The following is a 23,484-nucleotide window of genomic DNA, read 5'->3' as shown; positions in this document are numbered from 1 at the left end:
ATTGTGAGCAAAAATAAGAAGACCTTTTAAGTAAGGAAAACTCAAAAGGTCTAAATGTATGTTAATATCTAGAATAAGATTTTATATGTCGTTTAATAATTTAGAAATCTCATCTAACTTCGGAGTTAAAATCACTTCTATACGTCTATTTTTAGCTTTACCTTCAGCGGTGTCATTAGTTGCAACAGGAGCATATTCTCCACGACCAGCAGCAGTTAAATTCTCAGGGTTTATAGATGCATTTTCTCTAAGAATATTAACAATAGCGGTAGCACGTTTGGTAGATAAATCCCAGTTACCACTTAATTGTGCATTACCTTTATAAGGAACATCGTCAGTATGGCCTTCTATTAAAATAGCAATATCTGGGTTTTCTGCCAATACAGAGCCTAATTGCTGTACCGCTCTACGACCTTCACCACCAACAGACCAACTGCCAGATTGAAATAACAATTTATTTTCCATAGAGATGTATACTTTTCCATCGCGTTGTTCTACAGTTAAACCTTTGCCTTCAAAATTGGTCAATGCTTTAGAGATAGCATCTTTTAATCGAGACATTGCAGCATCTTTAGTAGCAATAACATTTTCTAATTCCGCAACACGCTGAGAACGATTTTCTAATTCTTTTTGTAATTTGTTTAAGCGTTCACTTTCAGCGGCAAGTGCTTGCTCTTTAGCTTCAAGCTGAGCCAATAATTCTCTATTCTTTTTAGAATTTGCTGCAATAGAAGCAGAACTGTTTTCTTCTAGTGCTTTATATGATGCTTTAAGATTATCGAGATTTGTCTTAGTAGCAGCATAATCAGCGCGTAATTGGTCGCGTTCTTTTACGGCATCGTTATAAGCTTTGTTTAATTTATCTAAATCATTTTCGAGCTTTGTTTTGGCAGTAGATAGTACCTGATTTTCATCAGATAAACTTCGATGCTCTCTTTTAAGATTAGCATATTTATCTTCTAATTGAGTATAGATTTTTTTTGAAACACAAGATGAAAACAAGGTAAGTGTTAGTGCGATTAATGAAATTCTTTTAATCATGATTTAATGTTTTATTTGATTTTTTGTTTGATGAATACGTATTAATTTTCTAGTTCTAAAAGTATAGGACAATGGTCACTATGTACAGCATCAGAGAGTATAACGCAGCGTTTTAGTTTTTCTTGTAATGGTAAGGTTGCTAATGCATAATCTAAACGCCAACCTTTATTATTTGCTCTAGCATTAGCACGGTAACTCCACCATGTATATTGTTGTAAGCCAGGATTTAAGTATCTAAAACTATCAATTAAACCACTATTTAAAAAATGACTTAACCATTCGCGCTCTTCAGGTAAAAAACCAGATACTCCTTTCATTTTAGGATTGTGAATATCTATTTCTTCATGGCATATATTATAATCACCACAAATAACAAGATTAGGAACGGTTTGTCTCAATTTATTAATATAATCTTGAAATAAATCCATGTACTCTAATTTATGATTGAGTCTTGCATCATTTGTCCCCGAAGGTAAATACAAACTCATTACAGAAACACCATCAAAATCAGCACGTATATTTCTACCTTCAAAATCCATAGAGGCTATTCCAGTTCCAAACTCTATATGATTGGGCTCCGTTTTGCTTAAAATAGCAACACCACTATACCCTTTTTTTTGTGCGCTAAACCAATAGTTGTATTTGTAACCTGCTTCTTTAAACAAATCTAAATCGAGTTGATCTTCTTGAGCTTTTATTTCTTGAAGGCAAATTACATCTGGATTAGCCGCTTTTAACCAATCTATAAATCCTTTTTTTATAGCAGCTCTGATGCCATTAACATTGTACGAAGCTATTTTCATTTGTTAGTATTTCTTGGTAAGTTCCTGTTAAACCCAAAAATAAATAATACTGTACTTTTACACTATTATTTTATGGAGGTTTTAACTATAAAATATTTCTTGTTTTAAGAAGTTATTGTTCTGTATGAAGATTGCTATTAGCGTTTTATGTTTTATGATATCATTAGTTGGTTTTTCTCAAGAAAAATCAAGTAATTATCGTGTAAAAAAAATAGCAGTTAAAGACAGTATTAAAATAGATACTGTAAGTATAAATCCTAGTGCGTTTAGGGTTAAAACCAAAACGAATAAATTATTAGATTCTACTTTATACCATATTGATTTTGTAAAGTCAATATTGCAGTTTAAACAACCTACTCAGTTAGATACTATTATTGTTGAATATCTTAGATACCCTAACTTTATTACAAAAACATATAAGCAATTAGACGAATCTTTAATTGTAAAAAGTGGTAAAGGACGTCAGCGTTTATTTCAGCTTAAGCAAAATACAAGGAAAAATACATTTACTCCTTTTGATGGTTTAACCACATCAGGTAGTATCTCTCGTGGAGTCACTATTGGGAATAATCAAAATTCTGTTTTAAATAGTGAATTAGATTTGCAAATCTCAGGCAAACTAAGTGATAAAGTTTCTTTAAGAGCTTCTATCCAAGATGCTAATATTCCGTTGCAAGAAAATGGATTTTCTCAACGTTTAGACGAGTTTGATCAAGTGTTTATAGAACTGTTTAGTAAAGATTGGCGCATTAGAGCAGGAGATATAGATTTACAAAATACAAACAGCTATTTTTCTAGTTTTAGTAAGCGCGTACAAGGTTTATTGGTCAATGCAAACATTAATGAAAAAACAAGCGCTTACATCTCAGGAGCTCTAGTAAGAGGTCAATTTACAAGAAGCCAGTTTACAGCTCAAGAAGGCAATCAAGGACCTTATAAGCTAACAGGACAAAATGGAGAATTATTTGTGCTTGTAGTATCAGGAAGTGAAACAGTGTATGTTAATGGAGTTGCATTAGAACGTGGAGAAAATAAGGATTATGTGATTGATTATAATGCAGGAGAATTACGTTTTAATTCTACATTTCCTATAACTTCTGAAATGCGAATTACCGTAGATTATCAATTTAGTGAACGTAATTTTTCAAGATTTACAGTTTTTGGAGGTGGTTCGTATAACACCGAAAAGTTGAAACTTAATGTTTCTGTATATTCTGAAAGTGATGCTAAAAACCAACCGTTGCAACAAAATTTATCAACAGAACAAATACAAATATTAGCAGATGCTGGTGATGACCGTTCGCTAATGACAGCTCCTTCGGCAGTGGAAGAAGATTTCTCTGAAGGTAGAGTTTTGTACAGAAAAGAACTGGTTGGCACAGAAGAGATTTTTGTGTTTTCTACAAACCCTGATGACGATTTATTTAGTGTGCGTTTTACATTAGTTGGTGATAATCAAGGAAACTATATATTGAGCAATAACAATGCGGTATCTAATATTTTTGAATATGTTCCTCCAATTGCAGGAGTACCACAAGGCAATTTTGAGCCTATTGTGCAATTAGTGGCTCCGATACGTTTACAGGTGGCTACTTTAAATGGTACATATACGCCAACGGAAAAAACCAATGTGTTTTTTGAATTGGCAGGAAGTAAAAATGATTTAAATCTATTCTCTAGTCTAGACGATGGTAATAATGATGGCTTTGCAGGTAAATTACGAGTTGTTCAAAATATTATAAAAACAGATAGTCTTTGGAACCTGTCTGCTATTGCTGATGTAGATTACCTTCAATCTAATTTTAGAACTATTGAAGCTTTATTTAATGCTGAATTTAATAGAGATTGGAATTTAGATACACCTTTAGGAAATCAGTTGCTTTTTAATTCTGGGTTACAATTATCACATTCAAAGAATGGAAGTGCAGCATATAAATTTGAACACCTTAATTATTCTGAAAACTTTAATGGTAATAGACATAATTTAAACGCTAATTTTAGATTAGGAGATTTTACATTATTTTCAAATTCTAGTGCTTTAAGTAATAATACAACGCTAAATACATCTTCGTTTATTAGATCTTTTAATCGTGTGGTGTATGGAAAAGATAAAAAATGGGCAGGCCTAAAAATTGCTCTAGAAGACAATCAACAAATCGAAAAATCTACAGGAATTTTAACACCATTGAGTCAAAAATTTAGATCTTATGAAGCTTTTGCTGGTATTGGCGATAGCACTTCGGTTTTTGTAGAACTGGGTTACATTAATAGGGTTAACGATAGTTTAAGATCTAATAATTTAGAACGTGTTAATACATCTAACACTTATTATGTAAAATCGAAATTGGTTCAAAATGCAAAAACAAACCTTCAATTGTTTGTCAATTTCAGAAACTTAAAAGCTTCAGATCCATCTGTTGAAAACCAGCAATCCTTAAATAGCCGTTTAAATTTTAATCAGAAATTGTTTAATAATATTCTTATTTCTAATTCTAGTTACGAAACCAATTCTGGAACTTTGCCACAACAAGATTTTACTTTTGTTGAAGTAGAACCTGGACAAGGTACATTTACTTGGATAGATTATAATGAAAATGGTATTCAAGAGCTTAGCGAATTTGAAGTTGCGCAATTTCAGGATCAAGGTAGTTTTATAAGAGTGTTATTACCAAATCAAGTGTTTATTCAAACACATCAAAATAGGTTTAGCCAAACTTTAACGTTTAATGCACAACAATGGAATGTTTCTAAAAGTAAAACAAAGAAATTTTGGTCACATTTTTATAATCAAGCCTCTTTCTTAGTTGATAATAAATTAAGACGTAATGGTAATGACTTTAACCTTAATCCGTTTGAAGCTTTAAGTAATACAGATGATAATGACCCTAATCGTTTAGGATTAAATTTTAGTCTACGAAATGTTTTGTTTTATAATAGAGGGAAGCAGCGCTATACAACATCATATACTTTTTTAAATACTAAGAGTCGTAATCTATTATCAATAGGATTTCAAGAGAGTCGATTAAAAAGTCATCAGTTTAACTTTAATCACAAGTTTGCCAAAAGTTGGTTAATTAACTCTTTGGTGAGTTTTGGTGAAAATGAAAGTTTAAATGAAAATTTTGAAAACCGCGATTTTAATATAAATGAAACACAATTACAACCTAGGCTTTCATATATATTTAGTGAAAATGCGCAATTTGATGTCTTTTATCAACTAACTAATAAAGACAATACCATTGGAGATTTAGAAACATTAACTCAAAATAATTACGGCTTGTCTTTTACCTATAATAAAGCTCAAAAAGTGGCATTGACAGGAGAATTTAATGTTTTTGAGAATGATTTTTCTGGTAATGCCAATACACCCGTTGGTTTTCAATTGTTAGAAGGTCTACAACCTGGGAGAAACTTTACTTGGAGTCTTTTAGCACAAAAAAAGTTAACTAAGTTTTTAGATTTAAACCTAAATTACTTTGGCAGAAAAACAGAAAGTTCAAGTGTAATCCACACAGGAACAGTACAGTTAAAAGCTTATTTCTAAAATAGCTTAAATACTTACGCAACCTATTAAACAATAGACCATCTTAATGGTATGCTTATTGCGAGCACTTAAACTTATAAAACCAAAACATCAATCAATTATGAAACACTTATGTTTATCTTTTTTATTACTTTTTTCAATTTTTAGTATTCAGGCTCAAGATAAAAATGATCCTGATGCAACAACTAATTTCAATGAAGTTAAAATTAATGCCTTGTATCTTGTTTTAGGAGCTTTTGAAGGGACTTATGAGCGTACATTGAATGAGGAATCTGCAGTTGGAGCAAGTTTATTTATTCCTTTTGATGATGAACTTATTAATGATGAAATCAATTTTTATTTCTCACCGTATTACCGTCTTTATTTTGGTAAACGTTATGCCGCCGGATTTTTTATAGAAGGTTTTGGGTTATTGAGTTCTTACGATGTAACAACAATAGACTTTTCGCCACTAGCTTTTGATGGAGCACCAATTGTACGAGAGGAAAACCTAACTGATTTTGCACTAGGTATAGGAATTGGTGGTAAATGGGTAACCAATAATGGATTTATTGGAGAATTAAACTTAGGTATTGGGCGTAATTTATTTAATGCAGACGAGTTTATAGATGATGTTGTTGCTAAAATTGGAATAACCCTAGGGTATCGGTTTTAATTTTTTTAAATGAATAACACTAAAATAAAGAAGCCCAAACATATAGTTTGGGCTTCTTTATTTTATAAGTTAAAAACTACTTTACATTCTCTTTAGCCAAACAGCAACATCAACTTCCTTTTTTATAATGCTGCTTAATTCTTCAATCTTAACACGTTTTTGTTCCATAGTATCTCTATGACGGATAGTGACACTATTATCTTCTAATGTATCATGATCTACAGTAATACAAAATGGAGTTCCATTAGCATCTTGTCGTCTGTAACGTCTTCCTACAGCATCTTTTTCATCGTAAACAACATTGAAGTCCCATTTTAAATCCTCTAAAATTTGTTTTGCAACTTCGGGCAATCCATCTTTTTTAACTAATGGTAAAATAGCAGCTTTTGTTGGTGCTAAAACAGTTGGTAATTTTAATACTGTACGTGTTGTATTGTTTTCTAATTCTTCTTCAATAAGCGCATTAGAAAATACCGCCAAGAACATACGATCTAAACCTATAGACGTTTCTAAAACGTAAGGAGTATAATTGGTATTTGTTTCATGGTCAAAATATTGTAATTTCTTTCCAGAATGTTCTTCGTGAGCTTTTAAATCAAAGTCTGTACGCGAATGGATACCTTCTAATTCTTTAAACCCAAATGGAAATTTAAATTCAATATCACTTGCAGCATCGGCATAATGTGCTAGTTTTTCATGATCATGAAAACGATAATTATCTTCTCCTAAGCCTAATGATAAATGCCATTTCATCCTAGCATCTTTCCAATGTTCATACCATTTTGCTTGGGTTCCTGGTTTGATAAAAAATTGCATCTCCATTTGTTCGAACTCACGCATTCTAAAAATAAATTGACGTGCTACAATTTCATTTCTAAAAGCTTTTCCTGTTTGCGCAATCCCGAAAGGAATTTTCATACGCCCAGTTTTTTGAACGTTCAAAAAATTCACAAAAATACCTTGAGCCGTTTCTGGTCTAAGATATAAATCCATAGCACTTTCCGCAGAAGCACCGAGTTTAGTGCCAAACATTAGATTAAATTGCTTAACGTCGGTCCAATTTTTACTGCCAGATAAAGGATCTGCTATTTCAAGTTCTTCAATAAGTGCTTTTACATCTGCTAAATCTTCATTTTCAAGAGATTTAGCCATTCGAGATAAAATGGTATTTATCTTTTCTTGATAGCCAAGAACTCTTCCGTTAGTAGAAATAAATTCTTCTTTATTAAATGCATCTCCAAAACGTTTTGCAGCTTTCTTTACTTCTTTTTCAATCTTAGTTTCAATCTTTGCACAATAATCTTCAATTAAAACATCAGCACGATATCGCTTTTTAGAATCTTTATTGTCAATTAAAGGATCATTAAAAGCATCGACATGACCAGAAGCTTTCCAAGTCGTTGGATGCATAAATATTGAAGCATCGATGCCTACAATATTATCATTCATTTGCACCATGGCTTTCCACCAATAGTCTCTTATGTTTTTCTTTAATTCTACTCCATTTTGAGCATAATCGTAAACGGCGCTTAAACCGTCATATATTTCACTACTCTGAAATACATAACCGTATTCTTTAGCGTGAGATAATACTTTTTTAAATTGATCGTCATTGTTTGCCATGCTGCAAAAATAAAAAACCACTCTAAACTAATAGAGCGGTTTTCAGAAAATTATGTTTAGTTAGTTATTTTAATTCAAAAGTTGTGCTGCCTAGTCTTATATCGTCGTGGAATACATTAACGTAATATAAGCCTTTTGCAAAAGGAATGTCATTTTCTGTACCTTCTATTATAGCGCATAAATCTAGATTTTCATTAGTGTAATCAATCACCTTTTTTTGACTGTATATTAAATTATGATCACCAAAAGAAATAGAACCTTTGTTGCCTATAACATTATTTTTAGGGTTTACAATTTGTATATAGATATCTTTTTCGCCTTCAGATACTAATGCGTTTTTAGATAGTGTAATGCATACATCTATAGACTTTGTTCTGCCAGCTTTATCAGTAACCTTCTTTTTTCCAAAAGTTGCTTTCTTATATGCATTTGCATCAATAGAAGCAGCAACTAATAACGCTGCATCATCAATCTTTTTATTTAATGAAGCGTTTGTAGTTTCTAAATTAGAAATTACAGTTTGCTTTTCATTTAATGTATTTAAAGTGTGTTTTTGCGTCTCTACAAGTTTTTGATTGGTATAATTTAAAGAATCAATAATTTGATTTAAATTTTTATTTTCTTCTTTAATAAGATAATATTGATTTTTAAAATCTAAAATGGTTTTAATAGTTGCATTAGCAGACTCTAAGTTGGCAAGTGCATTTTCTGTATTTGTTTTAGCAATTTGTAATGCTTCGGAAATATTAGAGTTATCCTTTTTGATTTTGTCATAGCGATTGAGCATATCAGACAATTCAGATTGGATTAGTTGTTTTTCTTGTTCAAGAAATTGTTCTTGAGATTTAAGCGTATTGTAATTAGTATAGCTGAAGCCAGATATTATAATTACTACAACTGCTAAAGACCCTATGATTAATCTGTAGTTAAAATGTTGAGGGTTAACTATCATTATTAATTTTTGTATTCAGGCCGAAAATATGTAATATTAGAGTGCAACTTTATTTTAATCGTTATAAGTGTTAAAAAATTTGTTAAACTTGTTTTTTCCTGCTGTTTGTGAAGCTTGTAGTTCTCAGCTTAAAGATAATGAGCAACTTGTCTGTACAAATTGCCGACATCAATTGCCTGTAACAAATTTTCACTTTAATGAAGATGATACGGTAAAGAAAATACTCTATGGACGTGTAAAATTAGAAAATGCTACAGCGCTAGTACACTTTTCTAAAAAGAGTATTGTGCAACAATTGCTTCATAATTTAAAGTATAGAGGTCATGAAGATATTGGCAGCTTATTTGGCCAATGGTTAGGTGAAGAATTAAAAACGATTAGTGCTTACAAACAGATTGATGTTGTAGTACCTGTTCCATTACACAAAAGAAAGCTTCGACAACGTGGCTATAACCAAGTCACAAAATTTGGAAAAGCTATTGCAAAAGCATTAGATACGGATTATAATACCACAACCTTGTTAAAAAAGAAGCATACAAAAACACAAGTGTTTAAAGATCGATTATTGCGTTACGATGATGCTAATACCCGTTTTGAAGTTGAAAATCCTACAGCTTTAAAAGGAATGCATATTTTACTTGTTGATGATATAATTACTACAGGTGCAACAGTTGAAGCATGCGCTGAAGTATTGTCTGCAATAGATGGAATAAAAATTAGTTTAGCAACTATAGCAATTGCAGATTAATTTTTTCGTTACTAATTAATTATATCGTTAATTTGCTTAAATTTTTTACAGTTCATGTCTGCAAATTCGTTTAGAATTTATTTCGGGATATTTTTAGTGCTACTAACTCTAGGTTGTGCAAGTCGTGGTCGGCCAACAGGTGGTCCTAAAGATGATACACCACCAGTTATTATACAAGCCAATCCTGAGAATTATACAACAAACTTTAATGCGGAAGAGATCAGAATTTATTTTGATGAGTATATTAAAATAAAAGATTTAAGAAAACAACTGATTATATCTCCGCCGATGGATACTGAGCCAGACATTAGACCACTAGGAACTGCGAGTAGATATATTAGTATAAAAATTAAAGACACACTAGAAGCCAATGCAACTTATGCATTAAATTTTGGACAAAGTATAGTAGATAATAACGAAGAAAATCCATATCCATATTATAGATATGTGTTTTCTACTGGTGAAATTATAGATTCACTTTCGGTAAAAGGACAAATTTTAGATGCAGAAAACAGAAATGCAGATACATTTGTTTCTGTAATGTTATATGAAGTAGATTCTTCATATACAGACTCATTAGTTTATAAGCAAAAGCCAAAATATATTACTAATACCTTAGATAGCATAACGACGTTTAGTATTGATAATATTAAAGCAGGGAAATATAAATTGGTAGCTTTAAAAGATGAAAATTCTAATTTCACTTACCAACCTAAAGTTGACAAAATTGGGTTTTATGAAGGAATTATTGAAGTGCCAAAAGACACGTTGTATACTATAAAATTGTTTGAAGAAACACCGGAATTTAAAATACTAAGACCAGGACAAGTTGGAGAAAAAAGAATCATTTTTCCTTATGAAGGAGATCCTGAAGGTGTAAAAATTGAGGTTTCAGGAGAAACACCAAAAGATTATATAACAAGGCTAACTAGAGATAAGGATAAAGATAGTTTATACTATTGGTACAATGCTAAGTTTGAAGCGGATTCTACAGTCTTTATTGTAAAGAATAAAAAATACACAGATACTTTAGTTCATAAATTTAGAAATGCAGATAAGGACTCTTTAGTGATTTCTGTGGTTAAATCCGGAACTTTAAATTTTGGTGAAGATTTTAAACTCGAAGGAACAACTCCATTTTCAAAAATTGATAAAAGCAAAATAAAAATTATTAATAAAGATTCATTAGACGTTCCGTTTACCGTGAAGTACGATTCGTTGTATAATCAATATGCATTTCCAATTGACTTACAGGAAGACGAAAGTTATAAAATGAAATTGTTGCCAGGAGCATTAGAGGATATGTATGCTACTCAAAATGACACTTTAGATTTTAATTTTAGGACAAAGAAGAAATCAGATTATGGTAATATTAGGGTCAACCTTGTTAATGCAAAGTTTCCTTTAATAGTTCAACTTGTAGATGATAATGGAGAAGTAGAATATGAAGAGTACACTACTGAATCGTCAACTGTTGATTTTACAGACCTTGAACCCAAACAATACTTTTTGAGAGCAATTTTTGACACTAATAAAAATAGAAAATTTGATTCTGGAGATTATTTAAAACAACAGCAACCTGAACGTATTAGTTATTCTAAACCTATAGATATTGTACGTGCAAATTTTGACAATATTATAGAATTTATATTGTTAGATTAAACGCGTCTTTATCGTTTAAAAAATTAAGCTTGTCTCTATAAGTTTTTATGTGTGTTTTATCTAAAGTAACGATTTCAGTTTCTTCTTTATCAAATGGAATATTATCTATTCTATTCCCCAAAACGTCGTAACATGCGGAATGTCCAGGATATTCATAATTATTACCGTCTAAACCAACGCGGTTTACGCCGATACAATAACTCATATTTTCTATAGCTCTAGCTTTTAAAAGGGCATCCCAAGCATTAATTCTAGGTTTCGGCCAATTGGCAACATAGATTAAAAGATCGTAATTTTCAATATTACGTGCCCAAACAGGGAAACGTAAATCGTAACAAATTAAAGGGCAAATCGACCAACCTTTGTAATTAATAATAGATTTAATTTCACCAGCTTTATATACTTTATGTTCGCCAGCTAAAGTAAATGTATGTCGTTTGTCATAAGTATTCACATCTCCATTTGGGTGTAAAAACACACAACGGTTATAAAAGGTGTCATTTTCATTAATCACTAAGCTACCCATAATAGCAGTGTCCTTTTCTTTTGCTATGTTTTTTAGCCATGTTATGGTTTCTCCTGTCATGGTTTCAGCAACACTATTCGCATTCATAGTAAAGCCAGAAGTAAACATTTCGGGTAAAACAATGAGGTCTACATTTTCAGAGATATTGTTTATTTTTTTTAAAAAATTAACACGATTTTGAATAGGGTTTTCCCAAACGAGATTGGCTTGTACTAAGGCAATTTTTAATTGATTTTGCATGTCTTAAAATTACATATTTTATAGATGGTTTAAAATTAATTAAGTAATTTCAACCGTTAAAAATTTTATATGCATTTTATGAAAAAATATATAACACAGATATTTGCTCTTTTTGTATTCTTTTTTGTTAGCTCATTAGAAGCACAAGTTAAATACTTCCCTGAGCGTAATGCCAATTGGGAAGAAAAGGTTCCAACAGATTTAAAAATAGATAGCGAATGGTTAAATGATGCTGTTAAGTTTGCAGAAGCTAATGAGTATTCTGGGTCAAGAGATTTACGTATTGCCATTGTTAAAGGTTTTGCGAGAGAGCCATTTTATCAAATTTTAGGGCCAACTAAAAAACGTGGTGGTCCAGCAGGAATGATACTAAAAGATGGCTATGTAGTAGCAAAATGGGGTGACACAAAACGTGTAGATATGACCTTTAGTGTTACCAAAAGCTTTTTATCCACTATGGCTGGCTTAGCTGTAGATAAAGGTTTAATTAAAAACGAAACAGATTTAGCTAAAGACTATGTTTGGGATGGTACTTTTGGTGGTGCTCATAATTCTAAAATTACATTTCAACATTTATTGCAACAAAATTCAGATTGGTCTGGTGAACTTTGGGGAGGAAAAGATTGGGCAGATCGTCCGCCACGTCAAGGAGATTTAGACGATTGGAAAAACAGAACCTTAAGGGAGCCAGGAACATTTATGGAGTATAACGATGTGCGTGTTAATGTGCTGGCTTATGCCTTGCTTCAAGTATGGAGAAAGCCTTTACCACAAGTACTTAAGGATGAGGTAATGGACAAAATTGGGGCTTCAACGACATGGAGATGGTTTGGGTATGACAAAGCTTGGACGACTATTGATGGGGTACAAATGAAATCGGTAACTGGAGGTGGACATTCTGGAGCCGGATTATTTATTTCTGCAGAAGATATGGCGCGTTTTGGTTTATTATTTTTAAATGATGGTAAGTGGAAGAATGAGCAAATTATAAGTAATAACTGGATAGAAAATGCTATAGTGCCATCTAAACCAAATGTAAACTATGGGTATATGTGGTGGTTAAATCAAAAAGGGCCACGTCATTGGGAGAATGTTTCTGAAGATATTTATTACGCAGCTGGTTTTGGAGGTAATTTTATTGTTGTCGATAGAAAGCATAACGTTGTGGTAGTAACACGTTGGTTAGAACCTTCTAAAATTGGCGAATTTATGGAAACATTGACTAAAGCATTAAACTAAACTGTTATTTCTTCTAATCCCGATAGCTATTGATTTTTGGGGTTTGGTATTAAATCTTACAAATAATCTCAGTTGCTTTTACTAAAGTCTCATCTGTTTTAGCAAAACAGAAACGAAGTACTTTGTCATCTTTATCATTTTCATTAAAAACAGATAAAGGAATTGAAGCTATACCAAAATCTTTGGTGAGTCTTTTTGCAAAATCGACATCATATTCGCCTGTAATTTCAGAATAATCTAATACTTGAAAATAAGTGCCTTGAGATGGTTTTATTTTAAACCGTGATTCTGAAATTAGACTTAAAAACAAATCGCGTTTCTGTTGAAAAAAGTTAGGTAAACTTGTGTAAGTTTTAGAATCTTGCATATAGTCTGCTAGTCCTTTTTGCATTGGATGATTGACGCAAAACACATTAAATTGATGTGCTTTTCTAAACTCAGACATTAAATATTCTGGAGCACAACAATAGCCTATTTTCCATCCCGTATTATGAAACGTCTTTCCAAAAGAAGCTGTAATAAAACTACGCTGTTTTAAATCGTTAAAAAGACACACGCTTTGATGCTGTTCTCCATCAAAAATAATATGTTCATAGACTTCATCACTCAATACAATGATATCTGTGTTTTTAGTTAAATCTTGAAGTTGTAACATATCAGTTTCAGACCAAATGGTTCCACTAGGATTATGTGGCGAATTAATGATAATCATTTTAGTCTTGGATGAGATCTTAGATTTTACAGTTTCCCAATTTACACCGTAATCAGGTGCAGATAATTGTATAGTAATTGTTTTTCCACCATTAAGTTCTATTGCTGGCTCATAACAATCGTATGCAGGAGTAAAAATAATGACTTCATCGTTAGGTCTTATAAAGGTAGAGATGATCGTAAAAATGGCTTGAGAAGCACCAGAAGTTACAGTAATTTCTTTTTCAGGATGATAAGAGTTGTTATATAATAATTGATATTTATTAGAAATAGCGGTTAATAAATCTAAATTCCCAGGCATTGGTGCATATTGATTATAACCTGTATTCATAGCATTATTGACTAAGTCATTTAGTTTTTGAGAGCTTGGGTAGTTAGGAAATCCTTGAGAAAGATTTAAAGCATTATGTTGGTTTGCTAAAGCACTCATTATTGAAAAGATATTAGTGCTTACGTTGGGGAGTTTAGATTTGTATTGCATCTCTCAAAGATATTAAACAACAATAAGAAGCTGAAATAAGTAATTAGTTATTTCAAAATATCATTAACAATCTTTAAATGATGTTTGGTATGTACTTCTAAAAACCGATAAATTCTTTTGGTATTTATATTTCCAAATAAAGGATGTTTAAAAAAAGAGTCCTCATTTAAATTGGCAATCATTTCTATATTAGATTTTGCGGCTTCAAGTTGTGATATTATATCCTCTTTTAAAATAACCTCAGGCGGTTTAACATGTTTTGGCGCTTTTCCTTTTCCTCTTGGAAAATAACCAAGAGTTAAAAATACCTTTCCTGTAAAACTAAAGTCATTTTCATACAAATTAGGGTCTGAGTCTTCTAGTGCTTTAGTAACATTATTAATTACTTTAAGGCTATGGTCTATTTGCCATCCTACAGTAGATTTTGATACGTTGAGATTCTTCTCTTCGTGCTTTGGGATGACAGATTCTATCTTATCAAGATACTTAGAAAGTTTACGAGCGTTTTTCATATAGCCTAAAATAATAAAAAACCCTCACATTTCTGCAAGGGTTTATGTCTAATGTCTAAAAGCAAGCGCTTCTAATAACCTAATTAGTCTAGTAACGATAATGCTCTGGTTTGTATGGACCTTCAGGAGTTACACCAATATATTCAGCTTGGTCGTTACGTAACTCTGTTAATTCAACACCAATTTTAGCTAAATGTAGTTTTGCTACTTTTTCATCTAAATGTTTTGGTAACATATAAACTTCGTTTTCATAAGCTTCAATGTTATTCCAAAGCTCAATCTGTGCAAGTGTTTGGTTAGTAAATGAGTTACTCATTACAAAACTTGGATGTCCTGTAGCACAACCTAAGTTAACTAAACGACCTTCAGCCAAGATGATGATGTCTTTTCCATTAACATTATATTTGTCTACTTGCGGCTTAATAGTATCTTTAGTATGACCATGATTTTCATTTAACCAAGCCATATCAATTTCATTATCAAAATGTCCAATATTACATACAATAGCTTTGTCTTTTAAAGCTTCGAAGTGGCGTCCTTGTACAATATCTTTATTACCAGTAGTTGTAATAACAATATCAGTATTACCAATAACAGTTTCTAGTTTTTTTACTTCAAAACCATCCATTGCAGCTTGTAAAGCACAAATAGGGTCAATTTCAGTTACAGTAACAATACTACCTGCGCCTTTAAACGAAGCAGCTGTTCCTTTACCAACATCTCCATATCCACAAACAGTAACACGTTTTCCTGCTAACATAATATCTGTTGCACGACGAATTGCATCTACTGCAGATTCTTTACAACCATACTTGTTATCAAATTTAGATTTAGTAACCGAATCATTAACATTGATTGCAGGCATTGGAAGCGTTCCATTTTTTACACGCTCGTATAAACGGTGTACACCAGTTGTTGTTTCTTCAGAAAGGCCATTAATACCAGCAGCTAATTCCGGATATTTATCTAAAACCATATTGGTTAAATCTCCACCATCATCAAGAATCATATTTAATGGTTGTCTATCTTCACCAAAGAATAAAGTTTGCTCAATACACCAATCAAATTCTTCCTCAGTCATGTCTTTCCAAGCATATACTGCGGTACCTGCATCAGCAATAGCAGCAGCAGCTTGATCTTGAGTAGAGAATATATTACAAGAACTCCAAGTTACTTCTGCGCCTAAAGCTTGTAATGTTTCAATTAATACAGCAGTCTGAATCGTCATGTGTAAACAACCAGCGATGCGAGCACCTTTTAATGGTTGAGCGTTTTTATACTCTTCACGTAAACTCATTAAACCTGGCATCTCTGCTTCAGCCAATTCAATTTCTTTTCTTCCCCAAGCCGCAAGCGACATATCTTTCACCTTATTTGGTACGTAAGCAACAGTTTTTGTACTCATATTATTTTTGTCTTTTTTAAATTATACTTGCCTTTGGGTTTATGGCTTAAATAACTAAATTCGCTATATCAAAAAATGCCAAATTCGCCTTAGGCGATGCAAAGATAATCAATAGGATTCAGAATATTAAATGCCACTGTACAAATCCATTACTGTAAATTCACAAACTACTGTTAAAATCTGGAAGATTGATGAGTCTTATAGTGATTTATTATCTCCCTTAGATTTAAAACCTCAGAGTTTAGAACGCGTTTTAAGCATGAAAAGTGAATTACATCAACGTGGTTTTTTAAGTGTTAGACATCTTTTGAGAGATTTTGGATATACTGATCAAGATTTATATTACGATGAAAATGGTAAGCCACACCTTAAAGATGGAAAGCACATTTCTATAACACATAGTTTTATATTTTCAGGAATTATTATTAGCGATAAAGAAGTAGGTATTGATATAGAAAAGCAACGAAATAAAATTGGAATTATAGCTAAAAAATTCATCGATTATGAGTTTAATTATTTAGAGTCTGAAACAGAAGATTATATTAGAAAACTAACTGTGATTTGGGGAATAAAGGAATCTTTATACAAGCTATTTGCAACACCGGGCATGTTATTTAGAGAGCATTTCTTAGTGATTCCGTTTATGTTAAACGATGGCAAAACTGTAGCTTGGATAGATTATAAAGATAAAAAATACAAGTACAATACTGCTTTTATAGAGTTTGAAGGATTTACTTGTGCCTATGTGATTCCGTAATGAATAGTATTTATCAAAATATAATCACTTCAATTTCAAAATCTGAAAAACTTTTAGCAGTTTTAATTGACCCTGATAAGATGAGGTTAGAAGCTGTTTCAAAATTTATTTCTAAGATTAATCAATCTAAAGCCACACATATTTTTGTTGGTGGGAGTGAGGTTAACGAAGGGGTTACTGAAACTTTAGTTGAAGACATTAAGAAACACACCAATTTACCTGTAATTTTATTTCCAGGAGATGTTATTCAGATTACAGATAAAGCGGATGCTATTTTGTTTTTATCTTTAATATCTGGTAGAAATCCAGATTATTTAATTGGTAAACATGTTGATGCAATTTCTAAATTGAGAGAAACAAATCTAGAGGTCGTTTCAACGGGTTATTTGCTTATTGAAAACGGAAAAGAAACGTCTGTAGAACGCGTTAGCAAAACAAAACCTTTGAAAAGAAATAATATTAAAAAAATAATTGATACAGCAAAAGCAGGAGAATTATTAGGAAAGAAACTTATTTATCTCGAAGCAGGTAGTGGCGCAACACATGCTATAGAGCCAGAAATTATCTCTAAAGTAAAAGAAGAGCTTAATATTCCACTAATTGTTGGAGGAGGTATTCGAAGTAAAAAAGGATTAGAATCTGCTTATAAAGCTGGTGCAGATTTGGTTGTAATTGGGACCGCTTTTGAACAAGACAAATCGTTTTTTAATGAAATAAAAAAATAACATGAACATATCAGTAGATTTAACTTTATCACCACTTCAAAATGATTATGAAACTCATGTCATCAATTTTATAAAACGACTCAGAAGTTCAGAATTTACTGTACTAGAAAACCCTTTAAGCACACAGATTTATGGCAATTATGATACTTTAATGCCATTTTTAACTAAAGAAATTAAACGTTCATTTGCTGATGTAGGCATCTCGGTATTGCAAATGAAAATTGTAAAAACAGACCGAAGCGATTATGAATCAGATTTTTGATTTCTTTCTAGAACCATATTATACTAGAGAAACTTATTTAATAATATTAGAAGCTATTGCATTTTTATTTGGTATTGCCAGTGTTATTTATGCAAAAAAAGAAAATATTTTAGTTTATCCTGTTGGTTTAGTTGCTACGATAATAACCGTATATCTCTTTTTTCATGATGAATTAATGGGAGACATGATGATGAATTTTTATTATTCTATTATGAGTTTGTATGGTTGGTGGAATTGGTCTAGAAAAAAAGAAAATAAATTTATCGTGCCAATTTCTAGAACAAATTCCAGAGAAAAAGTAATTGGTATAGGAATGTTTCTATTAACTATGCTTGTTACTTATGGAGTTTACTGGGCTTATGGAACCGAAATTAATACGTCTAATTATATAGATATATTTACTTCAGGAATATTTTTTACTGCTATGTGGTATATGGCAAATAAAAAATTAGAAAATTGGACATTATGGATTTTTGCTGATATTATAACAGTACCTCTATATGCTTATCGTGGTTGGGGAATGTTTTCATTACAATACTTAATATTTACAATTTTAGCTATTCAAGGATATATAGAATGGAAAAAAAGCTTAAGCAACAACCAGCAGACTGCATAAAAGTAGTCCTATTTGGGCCAGAATCAACAGGGAAAACAACATTATCCAGGCAATTAGCAGAACACTACAAAACACTTTGGGTACCAGAATATGCCAGAGAATATCTTCAATATAAATGGGATAAAGAACAAAAAGTTTGTGAGCCAAAAGACTTATTACCTATTGTTATTGGACAAATGCAATTAGAGAATGAATTAGCAAACCAAGTTAATAGTGTTTTAATTTGCGATACAGATTTGTTAGAAACCAAAGTATATAGTGAAGCATATTATATAGGAATCTGTGACCCAATTTTAAATAAATATGCTCTAGAGAATTCATATGATTTGTATTTTTTAACCTATATTGACACACCTTGGGAAGCTGATGATTTAAGGGACAAGCCTAATGAGCGAGAGAAAATGTTTAAAGCTTTTGAGGAGGCTTTAATAAAATACAATCGCCCTTTTGTTTTGCTTAAAGGAGATAAAAAAGCGAGATTGAAAAATGCAATAGCGCATATAGATAAATTGTTAGAAAGTAGATAATGCATTTTACCGAAGAAGATATAAAGCAAATAGAAAATAAAGGATTAACACCAAAAGAAGTTAAGAGTCAAATTGAACTGTTTAAGAAAGGTGTTCCATATACAAACATTTTTGAAGCAGCAACTATTGGTAATGGAATAACTCAATTAAATAAAGCCAATATTGGTGATGCTATCGCTGTTTTTGAATCCAGAAAAGAAACTCTTTGTTTATTGAAATTTGTTCCAGCGTCAGGAGCTGCAACTCGGATGTTTAAATTTTTATTCAAGTTTGTTAAAGAATACAATCCTGAAAAAGAATCTATTAATTCATACATTAATAAAAATAAATTAAAAGATTTAATGTTATTTATGATAGGTTTAGATAAATTTCCTTTTTATGATCAGGTATGCCGCCATATAATATCTAATAATATTAAAGTTAATAGCTTGTCAGAAAATCAACTAGCTTATACTTTTGTTCATGCGATGTTAGATGAAGATCAATTAAATTTATGTAATTATCCAAAAGGCTTATTGCCATTTCATAAATATAAGAATGATGTTATATCTACAGCTTTTGAAGAACATTTATTCGAATCTGTTTTATATGCTTCTAAAGAAGAGGCAGCCAAAATACATTTCACGATATCAGAACGTTTTAAGGGTAAATTTATAAATGAGTTTAAGAGAATTCAAGAAAAAATAGAAATATTAACAAACTCTAAATTTGATATTTCGTATTCTTATCAGCATGAATCTACAGATACCATAGCCGTAACACTTAAAGACGAACCTTTTAGAAATAAAGATGGAAGTCTATTATTTAGACCATCAGGGCATGGGGCATTACTAAAGAATTTAAATGAGTTAGATGCAGATATTATTTTTATAAAAAACATAGATAATGTTGTTGTAAAAAAATATAAAGAAGTAGTCGCTAAGTATAAAAAAGTATTAGCAGGAATCCTTATAGGGTTTCAAGAAAAAATATTTCAATATTTGATAGATTTAGAGAATAATCAAATCATTGAAGGAGATCTTATTAAAGTTGCAGAATTCTTAACAAGAGAATTAAATGTTAAAATATCGCAAGATTTTGAAAAGTACTCTAATAAATACAAAATAGAATATTTAAGAGACAAATTAAATAGGCCAATCCGTGTCTGCGGAATGGTAAAGAATGAAGGCGAACCAGGCGGTGGACCATTTTGGGTAAAAAATGAATCTGGTAATTTATCTTTGCAAATTGTTGAATCGGCTCAAATTAATCTTAAAGATAAAAATCAAAAAGAAATTCTTAAAAATGCAACACATTTTAACCCTGTAGATATAGTTTGTGGTATAAAAAACTATAAAGGAGAAAAATTTAATTTAGAAGATTTTGTAGATAAAAAGGCTGCTTTTATTACTATGAAGACGAAAGTTGGGAAAGATTTAAAAGCATTAGAATCGCCAGGTTTATGGAATGGAAGTATGGCATTTTGGAATACCATCTTTGTAGAAGTGCCTATAATGACCTTTAACCCTGTTAAAACAGTAAATGATTTATTAAAATCACCGCATCAACTAAAATAAATGAATACTTCTCACCTAATAAAAGAACTTACTTTTAAAGCTGTAAAAAGTTCAGGTGCAGGTGGTCAACATGTTAATAAAGTTGCTTCTAAAGTAGAATTGTATTTCAATCTTCAAGAAACTTCATTATTTACTAAAGAAGAGAAAACAAGATTATATGCTTTCTTTGGAAACAGAATAAATTCAAAAGGAATTTTATCACTAAGTTCAGGAGAAAGCAGAAGTCAATTTAGAAATAAAGCTATAATTATTCAACGGTTTTTAACTTTAGTTGAAGAAGGATTAAGAGAAGATAAAATACGCATTCCAACTAAGGTGCCTAAATCAGTGATTAAAAAACGTATAGCAACTAAAAGAAAAACTTCTGAAAAGAAAGCCAATCGTAGAAAACCAGATATTAATTAAAATTATTGGTCAATACGTATTTGTTACTATCTTTGTGCCGTTCTCAAAAAAGGGGTGCTCGATTGATTGACGAATGACGATTAAAGATTAACGATTGATGAATTAAAAAGTTCTAAATCCAAAATCCAAAATCTAAAATCTAAAATCCATTTGGCTGAGATCATACCCATTGAACCTAGAACAGATAATGCTGTTTAGGGACGAGCGTAAAGAAAACATCCGAAGGATGTTTTTAGCGAAGTAGCCACATGGCGCGTCGGAAAATTTTACGAAAACCAATTATTTAATATAAGAATAATTGCCTCTTTTTATTCGATTTATAAAGTTTATTTCGAATGAAATCATTTTTCAAACAATCAATTACAATTGTATTTGCATTAGTATGCTATTGTGTATCAGCACAAGAAAAAAAGAAAGATTCAACTAAAGTTGAAAAACTAGAAGAAGTCGTAGTAAAATCATCAAGAGTTAACTCTAATTCACCTATTACGTATTCAGAAATTACTAAGAAAGACATCGAAAAAGTTAATTTAGGTCAGGACATTCCTGTGCTTTTAAATTATTTACCGTCAGTAGTATCTACAACTTTTGATGGTACAGGTATCGGTTATACCGATTTAAGAATTAGAGGAGCAGATAATTCAAGAATTAATGTAACGCTCAACGGTATTCCGTATAACGATGCAGATAGCCAATCTGTATTTTGGGTAAATCTTCAAGATTTTGCATCATCTGTAGAAAATATACAAGTACAAAGAGGTGTTGGAACGTCTACTAATGGAGCAGGTGCTTTTGGCGCAAGTATTAATGTACTAACAGATAATTATACTCAAGAACCATATGCTGAGATTTCTAATTCTTTTGGTAGCTTTAATTCACGTAAGCATACTGTTAAAGTTGGTACAGGTCTTTTAGATGATCATTTTGCGTTTTCGGCACGCTTATCTAAAATTGATTCTGACGGTTATGTTGACAGAGCTTTTTCTGATTTAAGTTCTTATTTTTTAAGTGGAGTTTATAAAACAGAAAACACACTTATAAAAGGATTAGTTTTTGGAGGTGAGGAAATCACTGGTCTAGCATTTTTTGGTTTAGATGAAGCAGGTTTGCAATCAGATAGACGTTTTAATTCAGATGGTTTATTTTTTGATAGAGATGGAAATCAACAATTTCATGACGGACAAAGAGACGACTATAGACAAGATCATTATCAATTACACGTAACACATAAGTTTAATGAAAATTGGACAGGAAATATATCTTTTCATTACACTTATGGGCGTGGTTTCTTTGAACAATATATTGATGATACTCTATTTTTTCAAGATGGATTTGCTGGTAATTTAGAGTTTTATAGACTCCCTAATTTTCAGTTTGAAGGAGAAACAGTTTTAAGCTCAGATTTGGTAACTAGATCACATCTTAATAGTGATTTTTACGGAACAGTATTTAATTTAAATTACAAAAAAGATAAGTTAGATGCCGTTTTCGGTGGAGGTTGGAACCGTTATGATGGCGAACAATTTGGGGAAGTGATCTTTGCTGAATTTGCACAGTTACCATCGTTACCAACTCGCTTTTTTGATAATAATAGTGATAAGAAAGATTTTAACGTGTATGCAAAAGCAACGTATAGAGTTAATGATCAATTTTCTTTTTTCGCAGATGCTCAAATAAGAACAGTTAATTATGAAGCAGATGGCTCTCTGTTTTTCCCAGGCGCCATTTTAGATGTTGATGAAAGCTATACATTTTTTAACCCTAAAGCAGGTTTAGTCTATAGAGCTAATGATAAAAATAAATTCTATTTGTCTTATGCGAGAGCTAATAGAGAACCATCTAGAGTTGATTTTGAAAACGGAAGCCCAGAATCAGAAAGTTTAAATGATTTTGAATTAGGATGGAGGTTAAATACCAATCGAGTTAAGCTGAATACTAATATCTATTATTTAGATTTTAGTAATCAATTAGTATTAACAGGAGAATTAGACCAAGTAGGTTTTCCTATTAGACAAAATAGCGGTAGCAGTTATAGACTAGGGTTAGAAGTAGATGCAGCTATTGAGATTTCAGATAAACTTGTAGCAAGACCAAATGTAGCTATAAGTAGAAATAAAAATGAAGATTTTGTAGCACAAAGAGATGGCGAATTAGTTAACCTAGGAACAACAAATATCTCTTTTTCTCCAGATTTTATTGCAGGAAATGCTTTAACCTATAGAATTACAGATAATCTTAATACAACCTTTTTTACAAAGTATGTAGGAGAGCAGTATTTGGCAAATATAGATGCAGAAAGCTCTTTATTAGATAGCTATTTTACTAATGATTTAAACGTACAATATGTTCTTGATAATGTATCTATTTTTAAATCAATTGTATTTACAGCTCAAATCAATAACATCTTTGACGAAACATATGAAAATAATGGATTCTTCTTCAGTTTCGATGTGCCAAACGGATCAGGAAATGGTGTTACAACTGTAGACGGAAC

General features: G+C 31.4%; 21 protein-coding genes. 13 read left to right on the top strand and 8 right to left on the bottom strand.

The window, feature by feature from the left end:
* Positions 1–81: 81 nt before the first annotated feature.
* Both K8Z87_RS06895 and K8Z87_RS06890 read right to left on the bottom strand, forming a co-directional pair.
* Positions 82–1,041 carry an OmpA/MotB family protein gene (locus tag K8Z87_RS06895; RefSeq protein ID WP_227476756.1) on the bottom strand — a complete coding sequence of 320 codons (960 nt, stop codon included), beginning with the start codon at positions 1,039–1,041 and terminating at the stop codon, positions 82–84.
* 41 nt (positions 1,042–1,082) lie between these two features.
* Positions 1,083–1,844: an exodeoxyribonuclease III gene (locus K8Z87_RS06890; protein WP_227476755.1), complete on the bottom strand. Its 762-nt coding sequence runs from the start codon at positions 1,842–1,844 to the stop codon at positions 1,083–1,085.
* Positions 1,845–1,968: 124 nt separating this feature from the next.
* On the opposite strand from K8Z87_RS06890, the gene K8Z87_RS06885 reads away from it, so the two are divergent.
* Together K8Z87_RS06885 and K8Z87_RS06880 are read left to right on the top strand one after the other, a co-directional pair.
* A complete protein-coding gene (locus K8Z87_RS06885) occupies positions 1,969–5,388 on the top strand; it encodes a hypothetical protein (protein ID WP_227476754.1) in 3,420 nt (1,139 codons plus the stop codon).
* A gap of 100 nt (positions 5,389–5,488) precedes the next feature.
* A complete protein-coding gene (locus K8Z87_RS06880; protein ID WP_227476753.1) occupies positions 5,489–6,043 on the top strand; it encodes a DUF3575 domain-containing protein in 555 nt (184 codons plus the stop codon).
* 81 nt (positions 6,044–6,124) lie between these two features.
* Here K8Z87_RS06880 and K8Z87_RS06875 read toward each other — a convergent pair whose 3' ends face one another.
* Together K8Z87_RS06875 and K8Z87_RS06870 are read right to left on the bottom strand one after the other, a co-directional pair.
* The gene (locus K8Z87_RS06875) at positions 6,125–7,666 is read right to left on the bottom strand and encodes a glycine--tRNA ligase (RefSeq protein ID WP_227476752.1); all 1,542 of its coding nucleotides are present in this window, start codon (positions 7,664–7,666) and stop codon (positions 6,125–6,127) included.
* A 64-nt stretch (positions 7,667–7,730) separates the two neighbouring features.
* Positions 7,731–8,618, bottom strand: a complete 888-nt coding sequence (locus tag K8Z87_RS06870) for a coiled-coil domain-containing protein (protein ID WP_227476751.1) — start codon at positions 8,616–8,618, stop codon at positions 7,731–7,733.
* A 79-nt stretch (positions 8,619–8,697) separates the two neighbouring features.
* Here K8Z87_RS06870 and K8Z87_RS06865 point away from each other — a divergent pair, with 79 nt between their 5' ends.
* Together K8Z87_RS06865 and K8Z87_RS06860 are read left to right on the top strand one after the other, a co-directional pair.
* Positions 8,698–9,366, top strand: a complete 669-nt coding sequence (locus K8Z87_RS06865) for a ComF family protein (protein WP_317207421.1) — start codon at positions 8,698–8,700, stop codon at positions 9,364–9,366.
* A gap of 54 nt (positions 9,367–9,420) precedes the next feature.
* Complete coding sequence (locus K8Z87_RS06860; protein ID WP_227476750.1) at positions 9,421–11,028, top strand: Ig-like domain-containing domain; 1,608 nt, start codon at positions 9,421–9,423, stop codon at positions 11,026–11,028.
* Here the strand turns inward: K8Z87_RS06860 and K8Z87_RS06855 are convergent.
* On the bottom strand, positions 11,012–11,794 hold the full coding sequence (locus tag K8Z87_RS06855; RefSeq protein WP_227476749.1) for an amidohydrolase: 783 nt from the start codon (positions 11,792–11,794) through the stop codon (positions 11,012–11,014). The genes K8Z87_RS06860 and K8Z87_RS06855 overlap by 17 nt on opposite strands.
* A 78-nt stretch (positions 11,795–11,872) precedes the next feature.
* Between K8Z87_RS06855 and K8Z87_RS06850 the strand changes: the two genes are divergently transcribed.
* Entirely contained in the window at positions 11,873–13,033 is a 1,161-nt protein-coding gene (locus tag K8Z87_RS06850) for a serine hydrolase domain-containing protein (protein ID WP_227476748.1), read from the top strand.
* A gap of 49 nt (positions 13,034–13,082) precedes the next feature.
* Here the strand turns inward: K8Z87_RS06850 and K8Z87_RS06845 are convergent, their stop codons facing one another.
* The 3 genes from K8Z87_RS06845 to ahcY form a co-directional block, all read right to left on the bottom strand.
* Positions 13,083–14,225 carry a methionine aminotransferase gene (locus tag K8Z87_RS06845; protein ID WP_227476747.1) on the bottom strand — a complete coding sequence of 381 codons (1,143 nt, stop codon included), beginning with the start codon at positions 14,223–14,225 and terminating at the stop codon, positions 13,083–13,085.
* Positions 14,226–14,272: 47 nt separating this feature from the next.
* The gene (locus tag K8Z87_RS06840) at positions 14,273–14,737 is read right to left on the bottom strand and encodes a DUF1569 domain-containing protein (protein WP_227476746.1); all 465 of its coding nucleotides are present in this window, start codon (positions 14,735–14,737) and stop codon (positions 14,273–14,275) included.
* A gap of 88 nt (positions 14,738–14,825) precedes the next feature.
* Entirely contained in the window at positions 14,826–16,142 is a 1,317-nt protein-coding gene (gene ahcY, locus K8Z87_RS06835) for an adenosylhomocysteinase (RefSeq protein ID WP_227476745.1), read from the bottom strand.
* Positions 16,143–16,272: 130 nt separating this feature from the next.
* On the opposite strand from ahcY, the gene K8Z87_RS06830 reads away from it, so the two are divergent.
* From K8Z87_RS06830 to K8Z87_RS06795, 8 genes are all read left to right on the top strand, one after another.
* Positions 16,273–16,899 (top strand): 4'-phosphopantetheinyl transferase family protein, encoded by a 627-nt coding sequence (locus tag K8Z87_RS06830; protein WP_227476744.1) that lies wholly within the window; start codon positions 16,273–16,275, stop codon positions 16,897–16,899.
* Positions 16,899–17,624 carry a phosphoglycerol geranylgeranyltransferase gene (locus K8Z87_RS06825; protein WP_227476743.1) on the top strand — a complete coding sequence of 242 codons (726 nt, stop codon included), beginning with the start codon at positions 16,899–16,901 and terminating at the stop codon, positions 17,622–17,624. Before K8Z87_RS06830 ends, K8Z87_RS06825 begins: the two co-directional genes overlap by 1 nt.
* Before the next feature lies 1 nt (position 17,625).
* Positions 17,626–17,886 (top strand): hypothetical protein, encoded by a 261-nt coding sequence (locus tag K8Z87_RS06820; RefSeq protein WP_227476742.1) that lies wholly within the window; start codon positions 17,626–17,628, stop codon positions 17,884–17,886.
* Entirely contained in the window at positions 17,870–18,502 is a 633-nt protein-coding gene (gene pnuC / locus K8Z87_RS06815) for a nicotinamide riboside transporter PnuC (RefSeq protein WP_227476741.1), read from the top strand. Before K8Z87_RS06820 ends, pnuC begins: the two co-directional genes overlap by 17 nt.
* Entirely contained in the window at positions 18,463–19,029 is a 567-nt protein-coding gene (locus K8Z87_RS06810; RefSeq protein ID WP_227476740.1) for an AAA family ATPase, read from the top strand. Before pnuC ends, K8Z87_RS06810 begins: the two co-directional genes overlap by 40 nt.
* Positions 19,029–20,585, top strand: coding sequence for a DUF4301 family protein (locus K8Z87_RS06805; RefSeq protein WP_227476739.1), 1,557 nt, complete (start codon positions 19,029–19,031; stop codon positions 20,583–20,585). Before K8Z87_RS06810 ends, K8Z87_RS06805 begins: the two co-directional genes overlap by 1 nt.
* On the top strand, positions 20,586–20,990 hold the full coding sequence (arfB, locus tag K8Z87_RS06800; protein ID WP_227476738.1) for an alternative ribosome rescue aminoacyl-tRNA hydrolase ArfB: 405 nt from the start codon (positions 20,586–20,588) through the stop codon (positions 20,988–20,990).
* Between the two features lie 335 nt (positions 20,991–21,325).
* Positions 21,326–23,484: TonB-dependent receptor (locus K8Z87_RS06795; protein WP_227476737.1), on the top strand; the 2,159-nt coding region annotated here is incomplete at its 3' end.

Source organism: Winogradskyella immobilis, assembly GCF_021887715.1.
Taxonomy (GTDB): domain Bacteria; phylum Bacteroidota; class Bacteroidia; order Flavobacteriales; family Flavobacteriaceae; genus Winogradskyella; species Winogradskyella immobilis.
The sequence above is the reverse complement of the archived record's forward strand: the minus strand, read 5'-3'. Positions and strand labels throughout refer to the sequence as shown.